Annotated in this window: 18 protein-coding genes; 6 read left to right on the top strand and 12 right to left on the bottom strand. The window is 68.8% G+C overall.

Going from position 1 to position 23,083, the window contains the following annotated elements:
• Window positions 1-31: 31 nt before the first annotated feature.
• The 4 genes from FV218_RS02235 to FV218_RS02215 all read right to left on the bottom strand — a co-directional run bounded on the left by FV218_RS02235 (window position 32) and on the right by FV218_RS02215 (window position 4,977).
• Window positions 32-835 (bottom strand): ATP12 family protein, encoded by an 804-nt coding sequence (locus tag FV218_RS02235; RefSeq protein WP_147708548.1) that lies wholly within the window; start codon window positions 833-835, stop codon window positions 32-34.
• 63 nt (window positions 836-898) lie between these two features.
• Window positions 899-1,564, bottom strand: a complete 666-nt coding sequence (locus tag FV218_RS02230) for an HAD-IA family hydrolase (protein WP_246684956.1) — start codon at window positions 1,562-1,564, stop codon at window positions 899-901.
• 614 nt (window positions 1,565-2,178) lie between these two features.
• Window positions 2,179-3,657, bottom strand: coding sequence for an RluA family pseudouridine synthase (locus tag FV218_RS02220; RefSeq protein ID WP_147708546.1), 1,479 nt, complete (start codon window positions 3,655-3,657; stop codon window positions 2,179-2,181).
• Window positions 3,658-3,729: 72 nt separating this feature from the next.
• Window positions 3,730-4,977: an Hsp70 family protein gene (locus tag FV218_RS02215; RefSeq protein ID WP_147708545.1), complete on the bottom strand. Its 1,248-nt coding sequence runs from the start codon at window positions 4,975-4,977 to the stop codon at window positions 3,730-3,732.
• Window positions 4,978-5,694: 717 nt separating this feature from the next.
• On the opposite strand from FV218_RS02215, the gene FV218_RS02210 reads away from it, so the two are divergent.
• Entirely contained in the window at window positions 5,695-7,689 is a 1,995-nt protein-coding gene (locus FV218_RS02210; RefSeq protein WP_246684955.1) for an EAL domain-containing protein, read from the top strand.
• 46 nt (window positions 7,690-7,735) lie between these two features.
• Here FV218_RS02210 and FV218_RS02205 read toward each other — a convergent pair whose 3' ends face one another.
• The 5 genes from FV218_RS02205 to FV218_RS02185 all read right to left on the bottom strand — a co-directional run bounded on the left by FV218_RS02205 (window position 7,736) and on the right by FV218_RS02185 (window position 13,377).
• Window positions 7,736-9,049 (bottom strand): replication-associated recombination protein A, encoded by a 1,314-nt coding sequence (locus FV218_RS02205; protein WP_147708543.1) that lies wholly within the window; start codon window positions 9,047-9,049, stop codon window positions 7,736-7,738.
• 80 nt (window positions 9,050-9,129) lie between these two features.
• On the bottom strand, window positions 9,130-10,620 hold the full coding sequence (locus tag FV218_RS02200) for a DegQ family serine endoprotease (RefSeq protein WP_147708542.1): 1,491 nt from the start codon (window positions 10,618-10,620) through the stop codon (window positions 9,130-9,132).
• A gap of 112 nt (window positions 10,621-10,732) precedes the next feature.
• The gene (locus FV218_RS02195; RefSeq protein WP_147708541.1) at window positions 10,733-11,431 is read right to left on the bottom strand and encodes a hypothetical protein; all 699 of its coding nucleotides are present in this window, start codon (window positions 11,429-11,431) and stop codon (window positions 10,733-10,735) included.
• A gap of 209 nt (window positions 11,432-11,640) precedes the next feature.
• Entirely contained in the window at window positions 11,641-12,003 is a 363-nt protein-coding gene (locus FV218_RS02190) for a phasin (protein WP_056086204.1), read from the bottom strand.
• A 141-nt stretch (window positions 12,004-12,144) separates the two neighbouring features.
• Window positions 12,145-13,377: a glycosyltransferase gene (locus FV218_RS02185; RefSeq protein ID WP_147708540.1), complete on the bottom strand. Its 1,233-nt coding sequence runs from the start codon at window positions 13,375-13,377 to the stop codon at window positions 12,145-12,147.
• Between the two features lie 115 nt (window positions 13,378-13,492).
• Here FV218_RS02185 and FV218_RS02180 point away from each other — a divergent pair, with 115 nt between their 5' ends.
• Both FV218_RS02180 and FV218_RS02175 read left to right on the top strand, forming a co-directional pair.
• The gene (locus tag FV218_RS02180; protein ID WP_147708539.1) at window positions 13,493-14,809 is read left to right on the top strand and encodes a glycosyltransferase family 4 protein; all 1,317 of its coding nucleotides are present in this window, start codon (window positions 13,493-13,495) and stop codon (window positions 14,807-14,809) included.
• Window positions 14,810-14,862: 53 nt separating this feature from the next.
• Window positions 14,863-15,045: a hypothetical protein gene (locus FV218_RS02175; RefSeq protein ID WP_056090985.1), complete on the top strand. Its 183-nt coding sequence runs from the start codon at window positions 14,863-14,865 to the stop codon at window positions 15,043-15,045.
• A 100-nt stretch (window positions 15,046-15,145) separates the two neighbouring features.
• Here the strand turns inward: FV218_RS02175 and FV218_RS02170 are convergent, their stop codons facing one another.
• Both FV218_RS02170 and FV218_RS02165 read right to left on the bottom strand, forming a co-directional pair.
• Window positions 15,146-16,828, bottom strand: coding sequence for an acyl-CoA dehydrogenase family protein (locus FV218_RS02170; protein ID WP_056086212.1), 1,683 nt, complete (start codon window positions 16,826-16,828; stop codon window positions 15,146-15,148).
• Window positions 16,829-17,020: 192 nt separating this feature from the next.
• On the bottom strand, window positions 17,021-17,905 hold the full coding sequence (locus FV218_RS02165; RefSeq protein ID WP_147708538.1) for a DMT family transporter: 885 nt from the start codon (window positions 17,903-17,905) through the stop codon (window positions 17,021-17,023).
• A 146-nt stretch (window positions 17,906-18,051) separates the two neighbouring features.
• Between FV218_RS02165 and FV218_RS02160 the strand changes: the two genes are divergently transcribed.
• Window positions 18,052-18,936, top strand: coding sequence for a YihY/virulence factor BrkB family protein (locus FV218_RS02160; RefSeq protein ID WP_056086218.1), 885 nt, complete (start codon window positions 18,052-18,054; stop codon window positions 18,934-18,936).
• Between the two features lie 142 nt (window positions 18,937-19,078).
• On the top strand, window positions 19,079-19,900 hold the full coding sequence (locus FV218_RS02155) for a transglutaminase family protein (RefSeq protein ID WP_147708537.1): 822 nt from the start codon (window positions 19,079-19,081) through the stop codon (window positions 19,898-19,900).
• Window positions 19,901-20,232: 332 nt separating this feature from the next.
• Here FV218_RS02155 and FV218_RS02150 read toward each other — a convergent pair whose 3' ends face one another.
• Window positions 20,233-22,008 carry a glucan ABC transporter ATP-binding protein/ permease gene (locus FV218_RS02150; RefSeq protein WP_147708536.1) on the bottom strand — a complete coding sequence of 592 codons (1,776 nt, stop codon included), beginning with the start codon at window positions 22,006-22,008 and terminating at the stop codon, window positions 20,233-20,235.
• A 280-nt stretch (window positions 22,009-22,288) separates the two neighbouring features.
• Between FV218_RS02150 and FV218_RS02145 the strand changes: the two genes are divergently transcribed.
• Window positions 22,289-23,062, top strand: a complete 774-nt coding sequence (locus FV218_RS02145; protein ID WP_056086226.1) for a MotA/TolQ/ExbB proton channel family protein — start codon at window positions 22,289-22,291, stop codon at window positions 23,060-23,062.
• Window positions 23,063-23,083: the final 21 nt, after the last annotated feature.

The raw sequence follows: 23,083 nt of genomic DNA, 5'->3' as shown, positions 1-23,083 counted from the left end.
TCAAGTCATCCTCGGAACGCGCCCGGATCTTTCAGCGCGCCAGGGCGGCGAGGCGGGCGGCGGCCTCGAATTCGGCCGTGCGCAGGGCATGGCGCGCCGCCGCCTCGGCATCCGTGCCCCACACGCTCGCCTGATAGGTCTCGTCGACGTGGGCGGCGGCCCAGGCCTGCGCCGGCTTGAGGTGCCCGTCCAGCACGGCGAGTGCCAGGACGAGGGAGCCCGTGAGGGTCGTCAAGGTGTGCAGGGCCGCCAGCCGGAACGGACCGTCCGTCGCCGCGATGGCCCGGCGCAAGGCGGCAATGGTGTCGTCCGGCTGGGCGACGTGCATCACCCCCTCGCCGAGGATGAAGCGGGCGCCGTGAGCCCCGCGGGCCCAGTCGAGGACGGGGTCCCAGGCGGCGGATTGCGCAGCCACGAGGCGCTCGGGGTCGCCCGCCCGGTAGGCCAGGAGATCGGTGCCCGCATAGGCCGAGAGATCGTCGATCACCGCGTCACGCCGGGGGGCGACGCCGTCGATGGCGGTGTTGGCGAGGCGCGTCAGCGGCATGGTCGCCGGGTCGATGACCGTCACCTGCGCCTCCCATTCCGCCGCCACGGCCTCGGCGAGGCCCCGGGTCGGCAGGACGAGCGGGTTGCGCGCGGGCGTGTGGGCGTGGCGACCGTCGAGGGTCAGGCGCAGGCCACCTTCCGCTTCGGCGAGGCCCGCCGCGGCGTAGAACCGCTTCGGCAGGGCCGGCTTGCCGGGGCCTCGGGCGGAGGCGGTCGGATCGGCCGCCGGCTTCGGTTTCGCGGCATCGGCGCCGCCGAGCCAGTCGGATTTGGGATCGTCGCTCATGGGTGCCGCAATAGCCTATCGGCGCAGCGCTCGCGAGACCCGCCGCCGTCCTGGATCATAGGATCAGGGAAACACGGGACCGGCACCCGGGAAAAGCTCGCCGAGGGCGCTCGCGCTCTCCACCACCGTGGCCGCGCCGGACCCGAACAGGGCACCGGCCGGATGGTAGCCCCAGCCGACCCCGATGGCGACGGCGCCTGCGCTGACCGCCATTTCCATGTCGTAGGTGGTGTCGCCGATCATCACCGTGGTCTCGGGCGTGGCACCGGCCTCCGCCATGGCCTGGCGCAGCATGGTCGGGTCGGGTTTCGACGGTGCATCGTCGGCCGATTGGGTGGTGGCGAACCAATCCTGCCAGCCATGGGTCTCGATGAGGCGGTCGACTCCGCGCCGCGCTTTGCCGGTGGCGATGCCGAGCTGGATGTCGTCACGGGCGTGCAGGCGCTGGAGCAGGGCCTCCATGCCGGGAAACAGCGGCTCCTCGTAGTTCGGATCGAGGCGCAGGAGGTTGAAGGCGCGCCGGTAGCTCTCCGACAGGCCCTCCACCGGACCGTGATCGCCGACGAGGCGCCGGAACGCCTGAGGCAGGGACAGCCCGACGACGGAGAGGGATTCGGTCCGGCTCGGCGCCGCGAGGCCGTGCTCGGCGAAGGCGAGACCCTGGGCCGCCACGATGAGGTGCTGGCTGTCGATGAGGGTGCCATCGACGTCGAAGACGATGAGCGTCACGGGCGCGCGCCCGTCACGGCTGGCGGGCCGGAGCGGCCTGCGGCGGGCGCGGACGCTCGTAGCCGAGCTTGCACCGGATGAGAAAACGGCGCCGCGCCCCCCCGCGCAGGCCGCGCGCATGGGCGAGCCGATTGCAGCTCGCATAGGATGATCGGGGCCGCCGCGCAGCCCCGGCGCCGCGTCCGCCGGGCGTCGGCGCCGCCTGTGCCGGGGTGGGTTGCGCCGGACTGGCCGGGCGTTGCGCGGAAGGCGGCGTCGCCTGCGTCTGGCCCGGTTGGGGGGAATTCGCCTGACGGGCCCCCGGAGCGGCCGGGGGCGTCGCGGCCGGCGTCGGGCGTGTCTGCGGAGCGGACGAAGGCGCAGTCTGCGCCATCGACCCGGGCGCGAAAGCCAGGACGGACAGGGCCAGGAGTGCGCTACAGGCGACAGTCGCGGGGTTCATGGGCGTGACCTTCGAGACGGCTTGGCGCGATGCGGTCTCGCCGAGACGCGGCGCGCACCCAAGGTTGTTCACGAGGATAAGGCATGTCGAGGGATTGCCAAGGTCACGGCGTGCGACACCGTCGCATTCTCCGCTCGCCCGTCCCGCGGGAGGTCTCGGCTCTCCGAGGGCTTTAGGCTTCAGGGGCCTCGACGATGGGATCGTAGCGCGCGGCGTCGAACCCGAGGAGGTTCCAGCTCTGTGCCATGTGCGGCGGAAGCGGAGCCGTGACATCCACGGGCTTGCCCGTGCGCGGATGCGGAATCACGATGCGGCGGGCGAGGAGGTGCAGGCGGTTCTGGATGCCGCCGGGCAATTCCCAGTTCTCGATGCTGAAATACTTCGGATCGCCGACGATGGGGTGGCCGATATGGGCGGCGTGCGCGCGCAGCTGGTGCGTACGGCCCGTCACCGGCTTCAGGGAGAGCCAGGACAGCTTCTGGGCCGCGTTGTCCACCATGGCGTAGTAGGTCAGCGCGTGCGCCGCGCCGTCGTCACCGTGCTGAGCCACCCGCATGCGCGCGTCGGCATCCGTGGGCTCCTCCTTGGCCAGATAGGTCGAGATTCTGCCCTGATGCACGCGGGGCACCCCGGCGGTGAGCGCCCAATAGACCTTGCGGGCCGAGCGCGAGCGGAAGCTTTTGGCCAGCGTCGCGGCGGCGAGCCGGGTCTTCGCCACGATGAGGCAGCCGGCGGTGTCCTTGTCGAGGCGGTGGACGAGGCGCGGCTTCTGCCCGTCCGGACCGGCCAGCGCTTCCAGCAATCCATCGACGTGCCGCACGGTGCCCGAACCGCCCTGGACCGCGAGGCCGAAGGGCTTGTTCAGAACCATCATCTCGGCATCCTCGTAGAGGATCAGCGAGCGGATGAAGTCGGCATCGGTGGCGTCGCGCTGGGCACTGCGCGGACGCTCGCCGACGGCGTCGAGCTTGAGCGGCGGCACGCGCACGCTCATGCCGGGCAGAAGCCGGTCGTTGGGCTTGGCGCGCTTGCCATCGACGCGCAATTCACCCTTGCGGACGATGCTCTGGACGCGGGTGAACGGCAGCTGCGGAAACCGCGTGGTCAGGAAGCGGTCGATGCGCATCTCGGCCTCGTCCTCCTCGACGACAAGGGTCTGGACGCCGGACGCCAGGGTGGCGGATGCGGCAGCGCGCTGCTCGCGCCGGGTCGGGCCCTCCACGGGCGCCGCGGCCGCCTCGGGACGGGGCGCGCGGGCGCGGCGCGGGGATTCCTCGGACCTCTCCTCGGACGCCGGCGGCCGCGGGCTGCGGACGCGCGTCGGCAGGTCCTGCTGATCGCGATGTTCGGCCTCTGCATCCGGCGCGTCACCGGGGCGCCAGGGTGCCCGCTTGTCGGCTTCGCCGCGCATGGACGCCGCCCGCTGGGCCGCGTCGAGGGCGCTGGTCCGCGGACCCGTGCGCTCGCGCTCGGGGTCCTTGGCGTTGCGGAACGGCCGCTTGGCACCGAACGGGCTCTTGGCACCAAACGGGCTCTTGGCACCGAACGGGCTCTTGCCGGCGGGACCGGGGCCGCGCCCGGGTCGCTTGCTCGCCCCGACGCCGGAGCCCTTGCGTCCGGCGCCGCCGCGTGAAGGTGGTCGTGTGGTCATGCTGCGCTCGTACCACCCGCACCCGTCGCGGCATAGCGTGCCGGGCGCAGGGCCTTGCCTGCCAACAGGCAATCAGGCCGCCCGCCGGGCCGCCTCGATGGTCAAGCCGGTGCCGACGGAGCCGAAGGTGTCGCCATCGACGGTCCGCGCCCCGGGCACGGCCGCCGTCAGCGCCGCGCGGACATGCGGCAGGCCGGTGGATCCGCCCGTGAGGAACAGGGCGTCGATGCGGTCGGCGGTCAGACCGGCCTGGGCGAGGCAGCGGCCGATCCGGTCGGCGATGCGCCGGGCGAGCTCGTCCGTGTGGGTGACGAGGCCGGTCCGGTCGATCTCGGCCGAGAGCCCGCGCTCGACCCAGTCGAGACCGACGCTGCCGCGGCCCGCATCCGAGGTGGCGATCTTGGCGCCTTCGACCTCCATGGCGAGGGAATGTCCGCGCTCGGCCTCCACCACCTTGTAGAGCCGGTCGATCAGTTCGGGGCGGCGGGCGTCGCGGCGGACCTCCTCGATCTCCCGGAGGGTCCGGGCATTGTAGAGGCGGTTGATGCTCGACCACGTGGCGAGGTCGTGGAAGTAGGCGTTGGGCACGTCGATGTCGCCGCGGTTCATCGGGCTGCCGAGGCCGAGCAGCGGCATCACCGTGCCGAGGCTGAGGCGCCGGTCGAAATCGGTACCGCCGATGCGCACGCCGTCATTGGCCAGGATGTCCTCGGCCCGATCCGCCTTGGCATGGCGCTCGGGCGACAGGCGCACGATGGAAAAGTCCGAGGTGCCGCCGCCGATATCGGCGATGAGGGCGATTTCTTCCGAGCGCACCTGTTGCTCGTAGTCGAGGGCGGCCGCGATGGGCTCGAACTGGAAGGAGACGTGCCGGAAGCCGATGCTGTTCGCGATTTCCCGCAGGGCGTCCTCGGCCCGGGCATCACCCTCGGGGTCGCCGTCGACGAAGTGCACCGGGCGGCCATGCACCACCGTGTCGAGGCTCGCACCCGTCTCCGCCTCCGCGCGGGCCTTCACGGCGGAGAGGTAGCGTCCGATGACATCGCGGAATTTGATGCGCTCGCGGCCGACGGGGGTGGTTTCCTCGAGCAGCGAGGAGCCGAGCACCGACTTGAGGCTGCGCATCAGCCGCCCCGGCGTGCCTTCGACGTATTCCATCATGGCGGCCCGGCCGACATAGGCGGCCTGCCCCGGCGGGAAGAAGATCGCGCTCGGAATCGTGACGTGGCGGCCCTCCAGGGGGACCAGGGCCGGCGCATGCTCCGTGACGAGGCCGAGGGTGGTGTTCGACGTGCCGAAGTCGAGGCCGCAGGCCGCCATGATGGGTCTCCGGCATCAGCGCTGGATGATTGGGCCGGCTCACCTACAGGCTCGCTTCCGCGAGGTCCACCGGCTTTTGTGCGGTGCGGTCGTGCTCCTTGAAACGGAACGGCTCGCAGCTGCAAACTTCAGTTGCGCCATGATTGCCATACGCGTCCCAGGTGAATCGCGTCTCGATGGCGCCCACCCAATGGATCGAAGCATCCGGTCGATGAGAAAGCGAAACGCCACATCAGATCTTCGCCAAAACGCCGACGCATGAATCTTGTGGTCGAGGATCGACATTACTACGGTTTGCTGAAATCGCATCCAGGACGTTTCTCGTCAAAAGCCAGAAATTTTCCAATAGACAAAGGGTAATACTATTCAATCAATGGCAAATTTCAAAATAGAATATTTTGTCATAAGTCAGTCTAAGCAAGAACCTAACCCTCTGCTTCTGGTCCTCGATTCTGATTTTCACTTAAATTTAGTTTTCTCGGCCCATATGTAGATCGGTGTCGCGGGTTCATACGGCGTTCGCCCGGACGAGGTCGCTCGCCTTGTGGAGCGACAGCTGCCGGCAGCCCGATTGGTCGGTGATCGGGCATATCGCTCTGGACAGGATGGAAGTCGATGTCGGGTTGTCCGTCGCTCAGGAAGGCACCGCCCGGCTCTTTCGGCCCGATCGAGCCACTGTCCTTCGAACGCATGTTCGATGCGCTTCCGGTCGGGGCGATGACCTGCAGTCTCGATACGTTCGTGATCGACTATGCCAATCCGTGCTCGATCGAGCTGTTGCAGTCGATCCGTGAAACACTCGGCTTCGACCCGAACGAGATCGTCGGCACGTCCATCGACGTCTTTCATAAGGACCCGCTCCATCAGCGCACCCTGCTGTCGGACCGTGCCCGGCTGCCGCACAAGGCCCGCATCTGCTTCGGGAAGGAATGGCTCGATCTGCACATTCACCCCCTGCCGGATTCCACGGGCCGGATCAGCCGCGCCCTCCTGGTCTGGGCCATCGCCACCGCGGAGGTGGCCAAGGAACAGGAAGAGTATCGCCTGCTGCGCATGATCGACGACATGCCGGTTGCGGTGATGACGGTCGACCCCGTCACCTTCAACATCACCTATCTCAACGAGACTTCGAAGCAGACCCTCGGCGAGATCAAGGATCTCCTGCCCATCAAGCCATCCGAACTCCTCGGCGCCTCCATCGACGTGTTCCATCGCCACCCGGAACACCAGCGCCGACTTCTGTCCGATCCGGCCAATCTTCCGCACCACGCACGGATCAAGCTCGGTGCCGAGGTCCTGGACCTTCAGGTCTCGGCGGTGACGGGCACCGACGGAACTTATCTCGGTCCAATGCTGACCTGGTCGGTGATCACCAAGCAGGTCGCGGCCGAAGCACGAATCCAGCAGCTCGCACATTACGACACGCTGACGACCCTCGCCAACCGCAATACCTTCCGCGAACACCTCAAAGCCAGCCTGTCGCGTCCGGATCCCCGACTGGGATTGCTGTTCATCGATCTCGACGGTTTCAAGTTCATCAATGACTCGAATGGCCACCTCGTCGGTGACTTGCTTCTCACCCGGGTGGCGGATCGGTTGCGGACACGCTGCGCCCATCCCGACATCATGGTCGCCCGCCTCGGCGGGGATGAGTTCGCCATCCTGATCACGAACGCGGGCATCACCGAGGCGACCGAGCTCGCCGAAGCGCTGGTCCTCGAAATCGTCGCCCCCTACCAGATCGAGGCCGAGCGTCGCCTCGAGATCGGTGCTTCCATCGGAGTCGTGGCGGCGCCGGAGCATGGGAGCGACTCGGAACTGCTGCTGTCGCGTGCCGACATGGCGCTCTATGCCGCCAAGGCCGCCGGCAAGAAGACGTTCCGGGTCTTCACGCCCGAACTGGAGACACGGCTGCACGAGCGCGTGCGCCTCGAGCTCAAGCTGCGCCAGGCGCTCGGCAACAAGGACAGCCTGTTCCTGTTCTACCAGCCGATCATCGACCTCGCGACCGGCCGCGTCACGGCCCGCGAAGGGCTGATCCGCTGGCACCACCATATCCGGGGGTGGATTCCGCCCGGCGAGTTCATCGGCGTCGCCGAGGATAGCGGCCTGATCGACGAACTCGGCATCTGGGTCCTGAATCGCGCCTGCCAGGATGCCGCGTCCTGGGACGACGATGCCCGAGTCGCCGTCAACGTCTCCGCCAAGCAACTCGGGAAGGGGACGCTCGCGACGAACGTCCTTCATGCGCTGGTCAGCGCCGGGCTCGAGCCGAGCCGTCTGGAGATCGAGATCACCGAGAGCGCCCTGTTGGCCGACGAACTCGATTGCCTCGCCGATCTGCGGCGCGTCCGCGACCTCGGGGTGCGCGTGGCGCTGGACGATTTCGGGACCGGATTCTCGTCGCTGGCGCACGTGCGCTCGTTTCCCTTCGATAAGATCAAGATCGACGGGTCGTTCGTGCAGGACGCCGTGCGGCGGGCGGATTGCGCGGCCATCGTCGGGGTCGTGGCCGATCTCGGCAGGCGGCTCGGGGTGACGACGGTGGCGGAGGGCGTCGAAACGCAGGCGCATCTCGATCTGGTCAAGGCCGAGGGCTGCACGGAGGTCCAGGGCTACCTCCTCGGCCGCCCGGCCCCGTCGGCCCGCGACGTTCCGATCATCGACGAACTCAATCGTGCCGCCGCATCCCGCAGGGTGATGGCCGCCTGAGCGACCGCCGGCGCCTCACAACGGGACGGCATGTCGAGGGGTCGTCCTACCCTTCATCCTGCCGCTGCCGGCGCAACGCCTCCCAGTGCGCGAGGCGGTCCGCGTAGCGCTGCTCCATGCCCCGGTCGGTCGGCGTGTAGAAATGCTGCCGGCCGAGCTTTTCCGGCCAATAGTCCTGGCCCGAGAACGCATCCGGCTCGTCGTGGTCGTAGCGATAGCCCTCGCCGTAGCCGATCTTGCGCATGAGCTTGGTGGAGCCGTTGAGGATCGTGCGCGGCGGCGGCAGGGAGCCGTGCTCCTTGGCGACGCGGGTCGCGGCCTTGTAGGCGCTGTAGACCGCGTTCGATTTCGGTGCGCAGGCGAGATAGACCGTGACCTGGGCGAGCGCGAGTTCGCCCTCCGGCGAACCGAGGAAATCGAAGGCGTCCTTGGCGGCGGTGGCGACCACCAGGGCCTGCGGGTCGGCGAGGCCGATATCCTCCACCGCCATGCGCACGAGGCGGCGGGCGATGAACAGTCGGTCCTCGCCCCCGTCAAGCATCCGGCAGAGGTAGTACAGGGCCGCGTCCGGGTCGGAGCCGCGCACGGTCTTGTGCAGCGCGCTGATGAGATTGTAGTGGCCCTCCTGGGACTTGTCGTAGATCGGCGCCCGGCGCTGGATGATCCTTTGCAGGTCCTCGGCATCGAAGACTTCGCCGGCTTTCGCCGAGCGCCAGACCTCCTCCGCCAGGGTCAGGGAAGCGCGTCCGTCGCCATCCGCCATGCGGACGAGGACGCCGCGCGCCTCTTCGTCGAGGGGCAGGGGCCGCCCGGTCAGGGCCTCCGCGCGAACCATCAGCTTGGCGATGGCCGCGTCGTCGAGGGCCCGGAACAGCAGGACGCGGGCGCGCGACAGGAGCGCGGCATTGAGCTCGAAGGACGGGTTTTCCGTGGTGGCGCCGACCAGCGTCACGGTACCGTCCTCCATCACCGGGAGGAAAGCGTCGAGCTGCGAGCGGTTGAAGCGGTGGATCTCGTCCACGAACAGCAGGGTCCCCTGCCCCAGGGTCCGGCGCTGGCGGGCGGCCTCGAACACCTTCTTCAGGTCGGCGATGCCGGAGAAGATCGCCGAGATCTGCTCGAAGTGCAGATCGGTCTCGTGGGCCAGAAGCCGCGCGACGGTGGTCTTGCCGGTCCCGGGCGGCCCCCAGAAGACGAGGGAGCCGAAGGATTTTCCGGCGAGCAGCCGGGTCAGCGCCCCGTCCGGCCCGGTGAGGTGCTCCTGCCCCACCACCTCGGCCAGGGTCTGGGGCCGGAGCCGGTCGGCGAGGGGGCGCGGCGCGGCGTTCTGGAGGCCGGCGGAGGCGAAGAGGTCGGACATGGGCGCATCAAGACGCGGGGCACGCGGCTTCGCAACCCGGAACCGCGCGCGAACCCCGAACCGGGGATTCGCGCTGACCCTTATCCCCCGAACACCGAGGTCAGCACCTCGCCGCCGCGGTTGATGGAGACCTCCCACATGTTGAGGCTGTTGCGGGTGATCCGCTCCAGGTCCTTGGTGGTGGAGATCGGCGCGCCGTTGATGGCGACGATGATGTCGCCCTTCTGCAGGCCGGCCCGGGCCGCGATGGAATTCTCGTCGACGCCCGCCACCGCCACGCCCTCGGCGGGGAGATCGAGCTGGATCTCCTCGGCCACGGCCGGCGAAGTGTTGACCAGGGTGGCGCCCATGAACGGCGAGCGGGTGCGGACCTTGAGGGTGTCGCGTGGGCGCGTCTCCGGCGCGGGGTTGAGCTTCACCGCCACGGTGGTGCGGCTGGTGCCGCGCAGGATGCCGAACTTGGTGGTGCCGGTGAGCCCCTTCAGGGCGAAGCGGTAGCCGAAGGCCTCCGGATCGTCGACGGTCTTGCCGTCGACGGTGAGGATGAGGTCGCCGCGCTTCAGCCCGGCCTCCTCGGCGGGGCTCTTGGGCTGCAGGCTCGCCACGAGGACGCCGGTGGGGTGGTCGAGGCCCATGCTCTCGGCGATGTCCGGCGTCACGCTCTGGACCCGGGCACCGAGCCAGGGCCGGCGCACGGAAGTCGCACCGCCCTTGGCGGTCTCCACCACGGCGCGGACCATGCTGGCCGGAATCGCGAAGCCGATGCCGTGGCTGCCGCCCGACTGCGAGTAGATGGCGGTGTTGATCCCGACGAGGTGCCCCTTGAGGTCGACGAGCGCCCCGCCCGAATTGCCCGGATTGATCGCCGCGTCGGTCTGGATGAAGAACTGATAGTCCGAGGAGCCGACCTGGGTGCGGGCCAGGGCCGAGACGATGCCCTGCGTCACCGTCTGGCCGACGCCGAACGGATTGCCGATGGCCATGACGAAGTCGCCGACTTCCAGGGCTTCGGAATCGCCGAACGGCATCGCCACGAGGCCCCCCGTCGGGCTCTTGATCTTGACCACGGCCAGATCGGTTCGGGGATCGCGCAACACGATGGTCGCCTCGAACTCGCGCCGGTCGGCCAGCGCGATGCGGACCTCGTTCATGTTCTCGATGACGTGGTTGTTGGTGATGACGAGGCCGGATTCGTCGAGGATCACGCCCGAACCCAGGGATTTCTGCGCCCGTTCGCCCGGTGCGCCGCCTCGGCCGCGACCGCTGCCGTTCTCACCGAAGAAACGGCGCATGAACTCGTCCATGGCGCTGCGGCTCGCTCCCCGCGTCTCGACGTGGGAGGCGTAGACGTTGACCACGGAGGGGGCCGCCCGCTTCACCACGGGGGCGAAGGAAAGCTGCACCTGACCCTTGGCCTGCGGCACCGTCTTTTCGACGATGTCCGGCGCCTTGTCGGGGGTGGCCTTGTCCGAGGCGGCTTTGTCCGGCGTCTGCGCCATCTGCGCGACGGCCGGCCCGGCGGCGAGCCAGGCCACCGCGAGGGGGACGATCATCAGGGGCGAGCGCGGCATCGAGGACTCCCGAAAGTGCAAACCGCATTGCCCCCACCGGCAGAGGGTGGTGGGGGCGATGCGGGGATATCGGGTTATCTAGACGCCCATGGGGTTCCGCGCGAGGGCCGTGTCAGGCCCGGCCCATCCCCGCAGCCAGGCGCCCGGCGCGGCGGGCCAGCACGTTGAAGCAGGTCAGCGACGCATCGGCCGCCCGCTGCATCTCGTCGACCTGGATGCGGATGGCGTCGGCCGGCGTCTTGGCGCCCGACAGGCTCTGCCAATGCGCCATGGCGGCGCTGCCTTCGTTGCGCAGGAACGCGAGGATCGTGGCGTTCACCTCGGTGATCTCGCCGATCACATCGAAGGACGCCGTGGTCGGACGCAGGACCGCGTCCGGGGTCACGGCGACGGGCAGGGCGACGGAGGCCGGAATGGTCTCGATCGCCGCGACGGCGACCGCCTCGGGAATCGTCCCGGCCGCCGGAACGGCTTCGGGCTCGGGCGTGACGTCCGGGATCGCGATCGCGTCCGGCGTGGCGTCCAGGGCTTCGGGCGGCTGCATCACGGCTGCCGGCTCGGCCTCATCGGTGATGACTTCCACGGTCTCGGCCGCTTCGACCGGCTCGTGTACGGCAGCGTCCTGCGCGGGGGCACCCTGCGGAGGCGAGTCCTCGGTGGCGTGCAGCCCTGTGCCAGCCTCGAGGGCTTCGGTCGACACCGTCTCCAGGAGGACATCGTGAACCGACGCCGTGTGGACCTCCGTCTCCAGGGCCGGCACGTCATTCTCCGGCTCGGAGACGTTCTCAGGAGGGCGGGACTCGGTGACCATCTCAGCCCTCTCCGGATTGCGCCGCACCGCGCTCGATCGCGCGGGCGGCCCCTTACGCCGTTTCACCATGGCCATCTTCTCCTCGATCCGTTCGGATGCATCCTACCCGAACCGGCGCCCCCTGCCGAAATCCGGCCTCCGGCCGGTGTCGCGGGGGTGCGCCGAAGGGCGAAGCGATCCGTCCTGGCGGGCGAATCGCCGGGTCGGACTCAGGCCGACGGGCGCAGGGTGTTCTGGGCGAGGGCGCCGAGATCCTTGGCCTGGGTCTGCAGGCTGGCGATCTGGCTGCGCACGAACTCGGACTGGAGCTCGAAGGCCTCGCGCAGGTCGCGGGTACGGACGAGCTTCTGAGCGAAGTCGAACGTGGCGCTGGCGTTCTCCTGGGCGTGGTCGAAACTCTTGGCGATGGCCGTCTGCATCGAATCCTGCACGGTCTTCGACGAGGTCTGCATCTGCTCGGCGGTCTTCATCGCGGTCCCGATCAGGTTGCCGACGGCGCTGCGGGCCTGATCGACGCTCTTCTCGGCGAAGGCGCGCATCTCGGTCGGGATCTCGAAGGTCTGGCCGCTCATGATGTATCTCTCTATCTGAGGGAGCGCTACGAATCGTCGCGCCGCGAGAGCTTTATGTTGCGGTGCAACATGAACGTCAAGCCTGGAGAAGAAAGAAAATTCCGGTCCGGCGGGGCATTCCGCATCGATCCTCCGTCGCCCTCAAGCCGCCCGGTTCCGGCCGGTCCGGCCCGCGAGGATGCGTGCGTAGACCGCCCCGAGGGCGGTGGCGTGGGCGGCGAGGGTCATCGGCGCCGCCCAGTATCGGGCGCTCGCGGCCTGGCCGAGGGCGCACAGGCTCGAATCGTCGAAGAGACGGCGCATGGCCCCCGCCAAAGCCTCGACGTTCGGCTCCACGACGAACCCGTTCACGCCATCGACGACCTTTTCGCCGGCACCCGCCCGGGTCGAGGTGATGACCGGCACGCCATGCGCCAGGGCCTCGTAGACCGTGAGCGGACCGGTCTCGTACCAGCGCGACGGGGCGATGAGGGCGCGGGCCCGGGTGCGGATCGACTCCCAGACCATTTCGGGACTTTGCCAGCCCAGGATCTCGACGTTGGGATAGGCGCGCAGTTCCGCCTCCAAGGGACCGGCGCCGATGAACAGGGCCGGCAGGCCGGCGCGGGCGGCGGCGGCCGCGACGAGGTCGGCGCCCTTCTCCCGGGTGAGCCGGCCGACAAACGCCACGGAATCGGCGCGCGCCGGATCGCCGGGCTCGGCGCGCGCCGCACGCACGGGGTTGTCGACCCGGTGATGGGTGAGGTCGAGGTGGCCCAGCAGGTCCCCCATCCGCGCGACGCTGGCGTCGCAGACGTGGATCACGTCGAGGGGGTGGCGACGCAGGGTCGTGCGCAGGACCGCGTTGCGCCCGACCCGGACGAGCTTGTGCAGGCGGCTCTTCCCATCGCAGGGCGCGGCGAGACAACTCGGCGACAGGGGCGTGAGGGTGCAGGGCGCCTCTGTGTCGAAGCGGTAGTAGACCCCGTTCGGGCAGGCCATGAAGTAGTCGTGCAGGGTCACGACCACGGGCAGGTCACGGGAAAACAGGGCGGGGAACACGCTCGGCGACAGGCTGCGCGTCCATTGGTGGATGTGGACGAGGTCCGGCCGCGCCGGCAGGCCGTCGAGGGCGGCGCCGAGGCGGGCGGCGGACGGCCCGTCCCAGACGCCCGAGATCGCGGCACGGTGCGCCGGCCGGTTCCAGATATCGGCGTTGTGAAGGCCGATCCGGGCGATGCTCGGATGATCGAGTAGGGGGTCGGCCGGCCCGTCGATGGCCTGGATGTAGGTGACGGCATGTCCGGCCTCGGCGAGGCCACGGGCGGATTCCACCGCCACCTTCTCGGCCCCTCCGCTCGCCACGGCGAATTCGGCGAGGATGACGATGTTCATGCCGGTCCCCCGCGCCACCTCCCGAGCGGAGATCCGAAGCGGGATCAATTTACCGGCGATCAACGCACGAGCGGTAAACGTGGACTGCTCATCGCCCTCGACGAAAGCGCCCGCCATGCACGTCGTTCTCGTCGTCGATCACGCCTTCATCAACGGCGGACAGGCCAAGGTGGCGCTGGATTCCGCCTTGGGTCTGCGGGCGCGGGGCCACGACGTCACCGTGTTCGCCGCAGTCGGTCCGGCCGATCCGCGCCTGGAAGCCGCCGGTATCCGCGTGGTCTGCCTCGGTCAGGATGACATCGCCTCGACCACGAACAAGCTCGCCTTCGCGGTCCAGGCGATCTGGAACGCGAAGGCCGCCCGGCGCCTCGCCGAGGAATTGTCTGGGCTCGACCCGCACCACACGGTGGTCCACGTCCACGCCTTCGCCAAGGCCCTGTCGCCGTCCATCGGCGTGAGCCTGCGGGCCTCGGGTCTGCCCCTGCTCTACACCATGCATGAGTTCTTCCTCGTCTGTCCCAACGGCGGCTTCTACGAGTACCCGGCGCAGAGCATCTGCCATCGCACGCCGATGTCGCGGGATTGCCTGACGACGAATTGCGACGCGCGGAGCTACCCCCGCAAGCTCCTGCGGGTGGTGCGCCATGCCGCCCTCGATCATGTCGCCGGGATGCGCCGCCTGTTTCCCCACATCGTCACCATCAGCGCCCTGCAGGAGACGGTGATCAGGCCGCACCTGCCGGCCTCGACCGTGTTCCACCGGGTCGACAACCCCATCGCCGTGACGAAGGCGCCGCCGCGCTCCGGCCCGCCGGGGGAGTTCCTGTTCGTTGGGCGCATCTCCACCGAGAAGGGTGCGCCGGTCTTCGCCGAGGCCGCGCGCCGGGCCGGGGTGCGGCCGGTCTTCGTCGGCGACGGTCCCGCCGCCGCGGATCTCGCCGCGCGCTACCCCGAGGCGCTGATGCTCGGCTGGAAGGACGAGGCCGCCGTCCACGCCCTCATGCGCGACGCGCGCGCCCTTGTGTTCCCGAGCGTCTGGTACGAGGGTCAGCCCCTGACGGTCTACGAGGCCCTTGCCTGCGGCGCGCCCGTCATCGTCAGCGACGCCTGTGCGGGTCGCGAGGCGGTGGAGGACGGCGAGACCGGGTTCTGGTTCCGCTCGGGCGATCCCGAGGCCCTGGCCGCGCACCTCGTCCGGCTCAAGGATGACGGTCTCGCAGCCAGGATGAGCCAGGCGGCGCACGCACGCTACTGGGCCGCCCCCCTCACTCTCGATGCGCATCTCGACCGGGTGACGCAGGTCTATGAAACGGTTCTGCGCGAGGCCGCGTCCAAGGTGCCGGTTCCCGGCCGCGCGGCCGGACGGCCAACCGTCGCTGCCCTGCCCCGTGGCCGCGCGACGGTGGATACGGGGGCGGGTCACCCGCGTTGATCCCGCGAGGCTCGCCCGACGCGGCGGGCGACGGAAATCGGAGCAACGCCGCCATGGCCGAGGATACCAAGACGTCGGACGCCGACACGATCTCCACCACGGGCCAACCCGCACCGAAGGGGTCCGACAAGAGCCGACCCGAGAACAGCCAAGGCGAACTCAGCGAGCGCCTCGACGAGGCCTTGGAAGAGACCTTTCCGTCGAGCGATCCGGTCTCGGTGAAGATCACCAAGTAGCGCTTTTGCCGGCCTGAAACGAACAACGCCGGAGCCCATGGCCCCGGCGTTGTTCGTTTCAGGCGATACCGCTCCCGTGGGGGAGCGACACGCACGGTGTTCAGGCGGCTTCGAGCAGGCGGCGGGCGATGACCTGGGCCTGGATCTCGGCCGCGCCCTCGAAGATCGAGAGGATGCGCGCGTCGCACAGGACGCGGCTCACGGCGTATTCGAGGGCGAAGCCGTTGCCGCCGTGGATCTGCAGGGCGTTGTCGGCCGCCGCCCAGGCGACGCGGGCGCCGAGCAGCTTGGCCATGCCGGCTTCGAGGTCGCAGCGCTTGCCCTCGTCCTTCTCGCGGGCCGAGAAGTAGGTGAGCTGGCGGGCAATGTTGATCTCCACCGCCATCATGGCGATTTTGTCGGCCACGCGGGGGAAGTTGATCAGCGCCTTGCCGAACTGCACCCGATCCTCGGCGTAGCGCAGGCCGAGGTCGAGGGCGTTCTGCGCCACGCCGATGGCGCGGGCGGCGGTCTGGATGCGCGCGGATTCGAAGGTCTGCATGAGCTGGGTGAAGCCCTTGCCCTCGACCTCACCGAGGAGATTCGCGGCCGGAACCTCGAACCCGTCGAAGGCGAGCTCGTATTCCTTCATTCCGCGATAGCCGAGCACGTGGATCTCGCCGCCGGACAGGCCGGCGACGGGGAACGGGTCGGCGTCGGTGCCGCGCGGCTTCTCGGCGATGAGCAGCGACAGGCCCTTGTGACCCTTCTCCTCGGGCTTGGTGCGCACGAGGCAGGTCATGATGTCGGCGCGCACGGGGTGGGTGATCCAGGTCTTGTTGCCCGAGATCTTCCAGGTGTCGCCGTCCTTGACCGCCTTGGTGCGGAGCGAGGCCAGATCCGAGCCGGTGTTCGGCTCGGTGAAGACGGCGGTGGGGAGCGTGTCGCCCGACGCGATGCCCGGCAGGAAGCGGTGCTTCTGCTCCTCGGTGCCGCCGCACAGGATGAGTTCGGCGGCGATCTCCGAGCGGGTGCCGAGCGAACCGACGCCGATATAGGCGCGCGACAGCTCCTCGGAGACCACGCACATGGAGATCTTCGGCAGGCCCATGCCGCCGTACTCCTCCGGGATGGTCAGGCCGAAGACGCCGAGCTCGGCCATCTTCGTCACGATCTCCATGGGGATGTAGGCGTTCTGGCTGTGCCACTCGTGGGCGTGCGGAACCACCTCGGCGAGGCCGAAGCGGCGCATCTCGGAGCGGATCGCCTCCATGTCCTCGTCGAGGCCGGACTTGCCGATGGTGGCCGAGCCGCCGTTGTCGCGGATGCGGGCGACCAAAGCCGCGCGGTTCTCCGCCGTGTTGCCCTCGGCGATCAGCGTCTCGACGGCATCGTTGCGGAACTGCGCGACCTCGCGGGCGCCGAGGCCGAGCGAGCCCGTCGGGCGGACCATCTCGCCCTGGCTCATGGGGATTCCCGAGAACATCTGGTCGAGGTATTCGCCGAGACCGATCTTCACCAGGAGCGCTTCGGTCTCGCCGAACTCACCCGTTTCCGTGAGCCGGGCGGCGTAAGCGCCGAGCTCGCGCACGCCCTCCGCGTAGGTGGCGATCCAGGCGAGCCCGTGGGTGGCGTGCTGCTCGAGCTCCATCTTCTCCGCCGAAATCTTGCCCTCGGGCGAGAGCACGCGGGTGCGGACCCGGCGTGTGGCTTCGGCAACCAGGCTCTTGGCGGCTTCGCCGGCGTCACGGGCGAGGGTCAGGAGATCCTGCGGTTCGATGGTCGCGACGGGAGAAGCGGACATGCGGCAACTCTTTCCAAAAAAGAGAATGGGTTGCCGCTCATTATAGACAGGTTCGTCTGGCCTGTAGAGGCGTCTCGCCGCAGAGTGGCACTTTCCCGCCTGAATTCATTATTCTTCGAGAGAAAATCCCCCGTTGTCCCTGATGAAGGACGCGGTCACTAATTTAATTGCAGACCCCTGAAAAGAAAAACATCAGCCCCGGCTCGCCAACGCGACCCCGGCGGCCGCGAGCGCCATGCCGGCGAGCTGTACCGGCGCCAGGGCCTCGCCGAACAGGCCGTAGGCCATCAGGGCCGAAACCGGCGGTACGAGGAACAGCAGTGACGCGACCCCTGCCACCGCTCCGCGCCTGATGAGGACCAAGAGCAGCAGGATTCCCGCCACGGAATTGACGAGGACCGACCAGGCGAGGCCGAACCAGGCCGGGAGGCTGGCGTCGAACCGGCCGGTGCCGATGAGCAGGGCCACCGGGATCGCCAGGGCGGCGGCCCCGACGAACTGGATCGTGGCGTTGGACAGGAGGTCGGCCGCACCGCCCCGGCTTTTCTGCCACAGGGTCCCGGTGGTCATGGCGACCATGGCGGCGAGGCACGCGGCCAGCGCCGCCAGAGGGATGCCCGAGGCGTCGCTCGCCCCGACCTTGGGGGCGAGCACGAGGCCGGCTCCGGCGAATCCGAGGCCGATCCCGGCCCAGCGGCGTGGGCTGACCCGCTCGCCCAGCACCGGGCCGGCAAGCAGAGCCGTGAGCAGGGGCTGCAAGCTGCCGACGAGGGCGGCGATGCCGGCGGGTAAGCCGTGCTGGACCGACCAGAACACGCCGATGACGTAGATGCCCTGCATCAGGATGCCGGCGACGAGGGCATCGGTCCATTCCCGGCCGCCGCGCGGCCAGCGCGCACCGAGCGCCCAGGCCAGCGCCGCCAGCACTCCGGCGACGCAGACGACGCGCAGGGCCACGAAGGTCACCGCGTCGGCGTGCGGCGCCACGAAGCGCGCCGCGACGAAGCCCGTCGCCCAGATGAGCACGAAGATGGCCGGCACGGCGGCGGTCGGCGCGGTGGGGGATGGGGTGGTCATGCTGGTGGCGCAGGCACCACAGTGCGGCACGGAACACAACCCACATCGGGGGAGGCCTCCGCGCGGGCACCCTTCCGCGTTGCGCCGGAACCCGCCCTCGCGTTTAGAAGGCAGCCGATCCATCGCGCGAGGAAAAGCCTGCCCCCGTGAGCCGCCTCAGCAAGCCCATCGAGATTGCGAACGTCGCAGCCCGGCGCTTCATCGCCCATGACGGCTGGGCCATCGCCAGCCACATCGCGCTCTCGATCCTCATCGCGCTGTTCCCGTTTCTCATCCTCCTGGCCGCGCTCGCCGGCCTTTTCGGTACCAAGTCGCTCGCCGATGAGGCCGGCGTGCTGATTTTCGATGCGTGGCCGCGCGAGATCGCGAAGCCCGTGGTCAACGAGATGCACAGGGTGCTGACCGAGCAGCGCGGTGGGGTGCTCACCGTCGGCGCTGTGCTGGCCCTGTACTTCTCCTCGGCCGGCGTCGAGAGCCTGCGGGTCGGGCTCAACCGCGCCTATGGCCTGCGCGAGCAGCGGCCGTGGTGGCTCACGCGGCTGGAATCCATCGCCTACGTGATCTGCGGCGCCCTCGCGATGCTGGCCTTCGCCCTCCTGGTGGTGCTCGGGCCGCTGATCTGGCGCAACGTCCTCAACGTCGCCCCCGGTCTGGAGCCCTTGAGCCTGACGGTGGCCATCGGGCGCATCGGCATCACGGCCTTCCTACTGGTGGGCGTCCTCGTCATCGCCCACAAATTCGTCGCCACCGGGCGGCGCTCGTTCCTCGCGGTGATCCCGGGCGTCGCGGTGACCCTGCTGCTGTGGTTCCTCGCCGGCCTCGGCTTCGGCTACTATCTCGACCGGTTCTCCAACGCCTACGTCTCGACCTACGGCAGTCTCGCCACCGCCATGGTGGCCCTGGTGTTCCTGTACTGGCTCGCGGCGATGTTCCTGTTCGGCGGCGAGATCAATGGCACCGTCATTGCAGCGCGACGGGTGCGCCTCCAGGCGCGGATGCGGGAGAAACAGGCCAGGGCCCATGGTGTGTAGGACCCTGGTGCCTGACCCGGCCGATTCATCTGCGCACAGGGTGTGCATTGACGTGGGCGTGTGACCTCGGCGGCCTATTCGTCCCAACCGGGGCCGGGCATAGGGCCAGGGTCGGCGCGCCGGCCGGCCCGGGGGGACTTCGATGCGGATCAGGTTCGGTTGCGAGATGGGCTACGACTTTCCCCATCCGACCCCGCTGATCGCCCGCCTCAACAGCTACCCGGTCAAGGGCCTCGCCGCCGTTCCGCCCGATGTGCTGCAGGTCGACCCGCCGGTGCCGGTCAAGACCTTTCGCGATGTCTTCGGCAACCGGACCGTGCGCTTCCTCGCGCCCGCCGGTGCCGTGACCTTGAGCGTTCATGCCGAAATACCCGATGACGGGGGCCTCGATCCGATCGCGGCGGACGCCATCGAACACCCCGTCGAGGATCTTCCGGAAGAGGCCCTGCCCTTCCTCGTGGCGAGCCGCTACTGCGAATCCGACCTCCTTTCGGACGAAGCCTGGGACCGGTTCGGGCATCTGGGATCGGGTTGGTCGCGGGCGCAGGCTGTGTGCGACTTCGTCCACCACCACATCACCTTCGGCTACGCCTACTCCCATGTCGACCGCACGGCAACCGATGCCCTGGCGGGTGGGCGCGGCGTGTGTCGGGACTACGCCCACCTGTTCGTGGCGTTGTGCCGGGCCCTCAATATCCCGACGCGCTACTGCACCGGCTATCTCAGCTTCATCGGCGAACCCGAACCGCACGGACCGGGGGACTTCGCCGCCTGGACGGAATGCTACCTCGGCGGCAGCTGGCACGTCTTCGATCCGCGCAACAACGCCCCGCGCCGGGGCCGCATTCTCGTCGCCCGGGGGCGGGACGCGGCGGACGTGCCGCTGACACATACGTTCGGGGGAAACCGGCTGACGAAGTTCCGGGTCTGGGCGGAGGACGCGGCGCTGCCGCATCGGGATTGATCGGATCGATTTTACGATCCCTTCCCGCCCGTTCTGGCTGCCATATTCGCACATCGTGCGCGCTGCTGGGGCCCCTCTCCTTTTAGGCAGGGCGATCGCATAAGACCACCGATGTCATTCCGGGGCGCCGCAGGCGAACCCGGACCCGGAGGGCCGCGCCGGAGGCGTGCAATCCGGAGCCGCTGACAGTGCAAAACTCTGCGAAACCGGTGTTTCTGGGGCCCGGGTTCCGCTGCGCGGCCCCGGGATGACACGGGGTTGTGGGACGTCCAACGGTCCCCGAACGCCATTCGCGATCGCCCTTCCCCGCAGAGGGGGGAGGATACGAAACCTCACGCCGCGAGCTGCATTTCCACCGGCTCTTCCGCCGCCATGAACTGAGCCCGGGCCAGATCCGCGAAGCGGCCGTTCTGGGCCACGAGGCTGTCGAAGCTGCCCGATTCGACGATCCGGCCCTCGTGGAAGACGAGGATGCGGTCGGCGTTGCGGATCGTCGCGAGACGATGGGCGATGACGAAGGTGGTGCGGCCTTCCATCACGGCTTCCAGGGCACCCTGGAGCTTGCGCTCGGTGGTGGCATCGAGGGCCGAGGTCGCCTCGTCGAGGATGAGAACGGGCGGATTCTTGAGGAGCGCCCGGGCGATGGACAGGCGCTGGCGCTCACCACCCGACAGGGAGCGTCCACGCTCGCCGATGACCGTATCGAGGCCGTCGGCCTGGCGTGCCATGAACTCCGTGGCCTGGGCCCGATCCAGGGCGTCGATCATCTCGGCATCCGTCGCGTCCGGACGGCCGACGAGGAGGTTCTCGCGGATGGAACGGGCGAACAGCATCGGCTCCTGGAACACCACGCCGATGTTGTGGCGGAGGCTGGACAGGCCGATGTCGCGGATGTCGGTGCCGTCGATGCGGATGGCGCCGTGGTCGGGATCGAAGGCGCGGTGCAGCAGGCCCAGCGTCGTCGACTTGCCGGAACCGGTGGTACCGACCAGCGCGATGGTCTCGCCGGCCTCGGCCGTGAAGGACACGTCCTCCAGGGCCTTGCGGCGGGAATTGTATGAGAAGCCGACGCCATCGAACGAGACCGCGCCGTCGAAGCGGGCGACCTGCGCCGCGCCGGGACGGTCGTGCACCGCCGGCGTGGTGTCGAGAATCTCGAAATACTCGGCGATCTTGGGCATCTGCTGAAACAGGCCGTTGATGCAGCTCGACACCTGCTCGAGGCGCGAGACCAGCATGGTGGCGAGACTCATGAACGCCACAACCTCGCCGACGGTGGCCTGGCCGTGCTGGTGCAGGAAGATGCCGGTGATGAAGATGGCGGTCATGGTGAGCGTCGCCGAGGCGCGGGTGGCGACGTTGGCGAGCGCCCACCACGACAGGACCGGGATCTGCGCGGCGAGCAGGTTGCGGATGATGCCGTGCATGGCGTCCTTCTCCGCCTTGGCGCGGGTGAAGGACTGGATGACGGCGACGTTGCCCAGCGCGTCCGAGGCGTGCTCGGCCAAGCCCGACTGATATTCCTCGACCCGACCCTGCAGAGTCTCCGTGCGGCGCATGACCAGGGTGGTGAGCACCGTGAAGGCGAGCACCAGGACGACCAGGATCGAGCCGAGCTGCCAATTCACGAACAGGGTCATGGGCAGGAGGACGGCAAGCGAAACGAAGGCGACGAAATGGTCGCGGAAGAAGCCGAGCCACAGCCAGAACATGCCGTTCGAACCCTCCAGCATCGCCTTGAGGACGCGGCCGGAATGGTTCGTGGAATGGAAGGCGAGCGGCAGTTCGAGGACGTGCTCGAAGTACTTCGCCATGGAGGAGAGGCGGCTGCGATGGGACAGGCGCTCGGCGTGAAGCGCGATGGTGACGCCCGCCGCAATGGTGAACAGACCGAAGGCCACCCATGCGCCGATGAGGGGCGCCAGAGTCGTGAAGGCGTTGGATTTCGCGTTCAGGTGCGTGAGCTGGTCGATGATCCGGCCCATCAACAGGGGCTCGGCGAAGGCCGCGACGGCGAGCGCGACATTCGCCGTGGCCAGGACCATCGCGAGGCGCTTGTCCGCCCCGAGCAGACCCATGACCCGGGCATAGAGACGAATCAACGACATGATACCGTTCGCTCCGAGTGCCGATCCTGGCGCGGCCCCGCATGGGGCGGATGCGCCGTGACGCGTCGCCGGTTCGGCCTCCTTCCCGCATCGTGCGGGGTCGGCCAAATCCTTGACGTGACGCGCTTATGGCGTTCGCTCCCTGAACGGCGAATGACACGATCGGCCACGCTGTGCGAGGGCTTTTACGGTTCGTTCACGCTGAATCCGCCAACATGGGGACGGCGCCTCGTCCTGTGGCGCTTTCGCGGCCTCCGGCGGCCACCCAGGCTCGGTGATCATGGACCTCGCAACCGGTATCGGGCTCGTCGGCGGCATGGGTGTCGTCTTCACCCTGATCATGATCGACGGTGGCAACTTCGCCGCCTATTTCGACAAGCATGCGGTCATCGTGATCTTCGGCGGCGCCACCGCGGCGACGACGATGCGCTTCCCATTCTCGACCATGCTGCACGGCCTGCCCATGGGTCTGCGCTACGCGTTCTCCATGCGGGCGATCAAGCCGCGCGAACTCATCGAGGAGATCACCCGGATCGCCGACGTGGTGCGGAAATCCGGCCCGATGGCCCTCGAGAGCATGGAGATCTCCGATCCGTTCCTGGCGCAGGGCGCACGCTACATCGCCGACGGCTACGACCGTGACTTCATCCGCGACACCATGGAACGCGACCGCGACAATTTCCTCATGCACCTCGACGAGGGCTCGAAGATCTACCGCGCCTTCGGGGATTGCGCGCCGGCCTGGGGCATGATCGGCACGATTCTCGGCATGGTAACCATGTTCGCCAACATGTCCGACCCGTCGAAGCTCGGGCCCGCCATGGCAACCGCGCTGCTCGCCACCCTCTACGGCGCGCTCATCGCCAACATGGTCGCCCTGCCGCTCGCCGACAAACTCCACGTCAAGCTGGAGGAGGAGGACGTGTCGCGCTCGCTCATCATCGACGGCATCCTGCTCATCCGCGACTCGAAGAGCTCGTCCCTCGTGCGCGAGATGCTCATCGCCTACCTGCCGCACAATCACCGCGACGAGGTCGGGGCCGAGCCGGCCTGACGGGCGGAAGGGGCCCAAGGG

The sequence above is a fragment of the Methylobacterium sp. WL69 genome, assembly GCF_008039485.1.
Classification (GTDB): domain Bacteria; phylum Pseudomonadota; class Alphaproteobacteria; order Rhizobiales; family Beijerinckiaceae; genus Methylobacterium.
The sequence above is the reverse complement of the archived record's forward strand: the minus strand, read 5'-3'. Positions and strand labels throughout refer to the sequence as shown.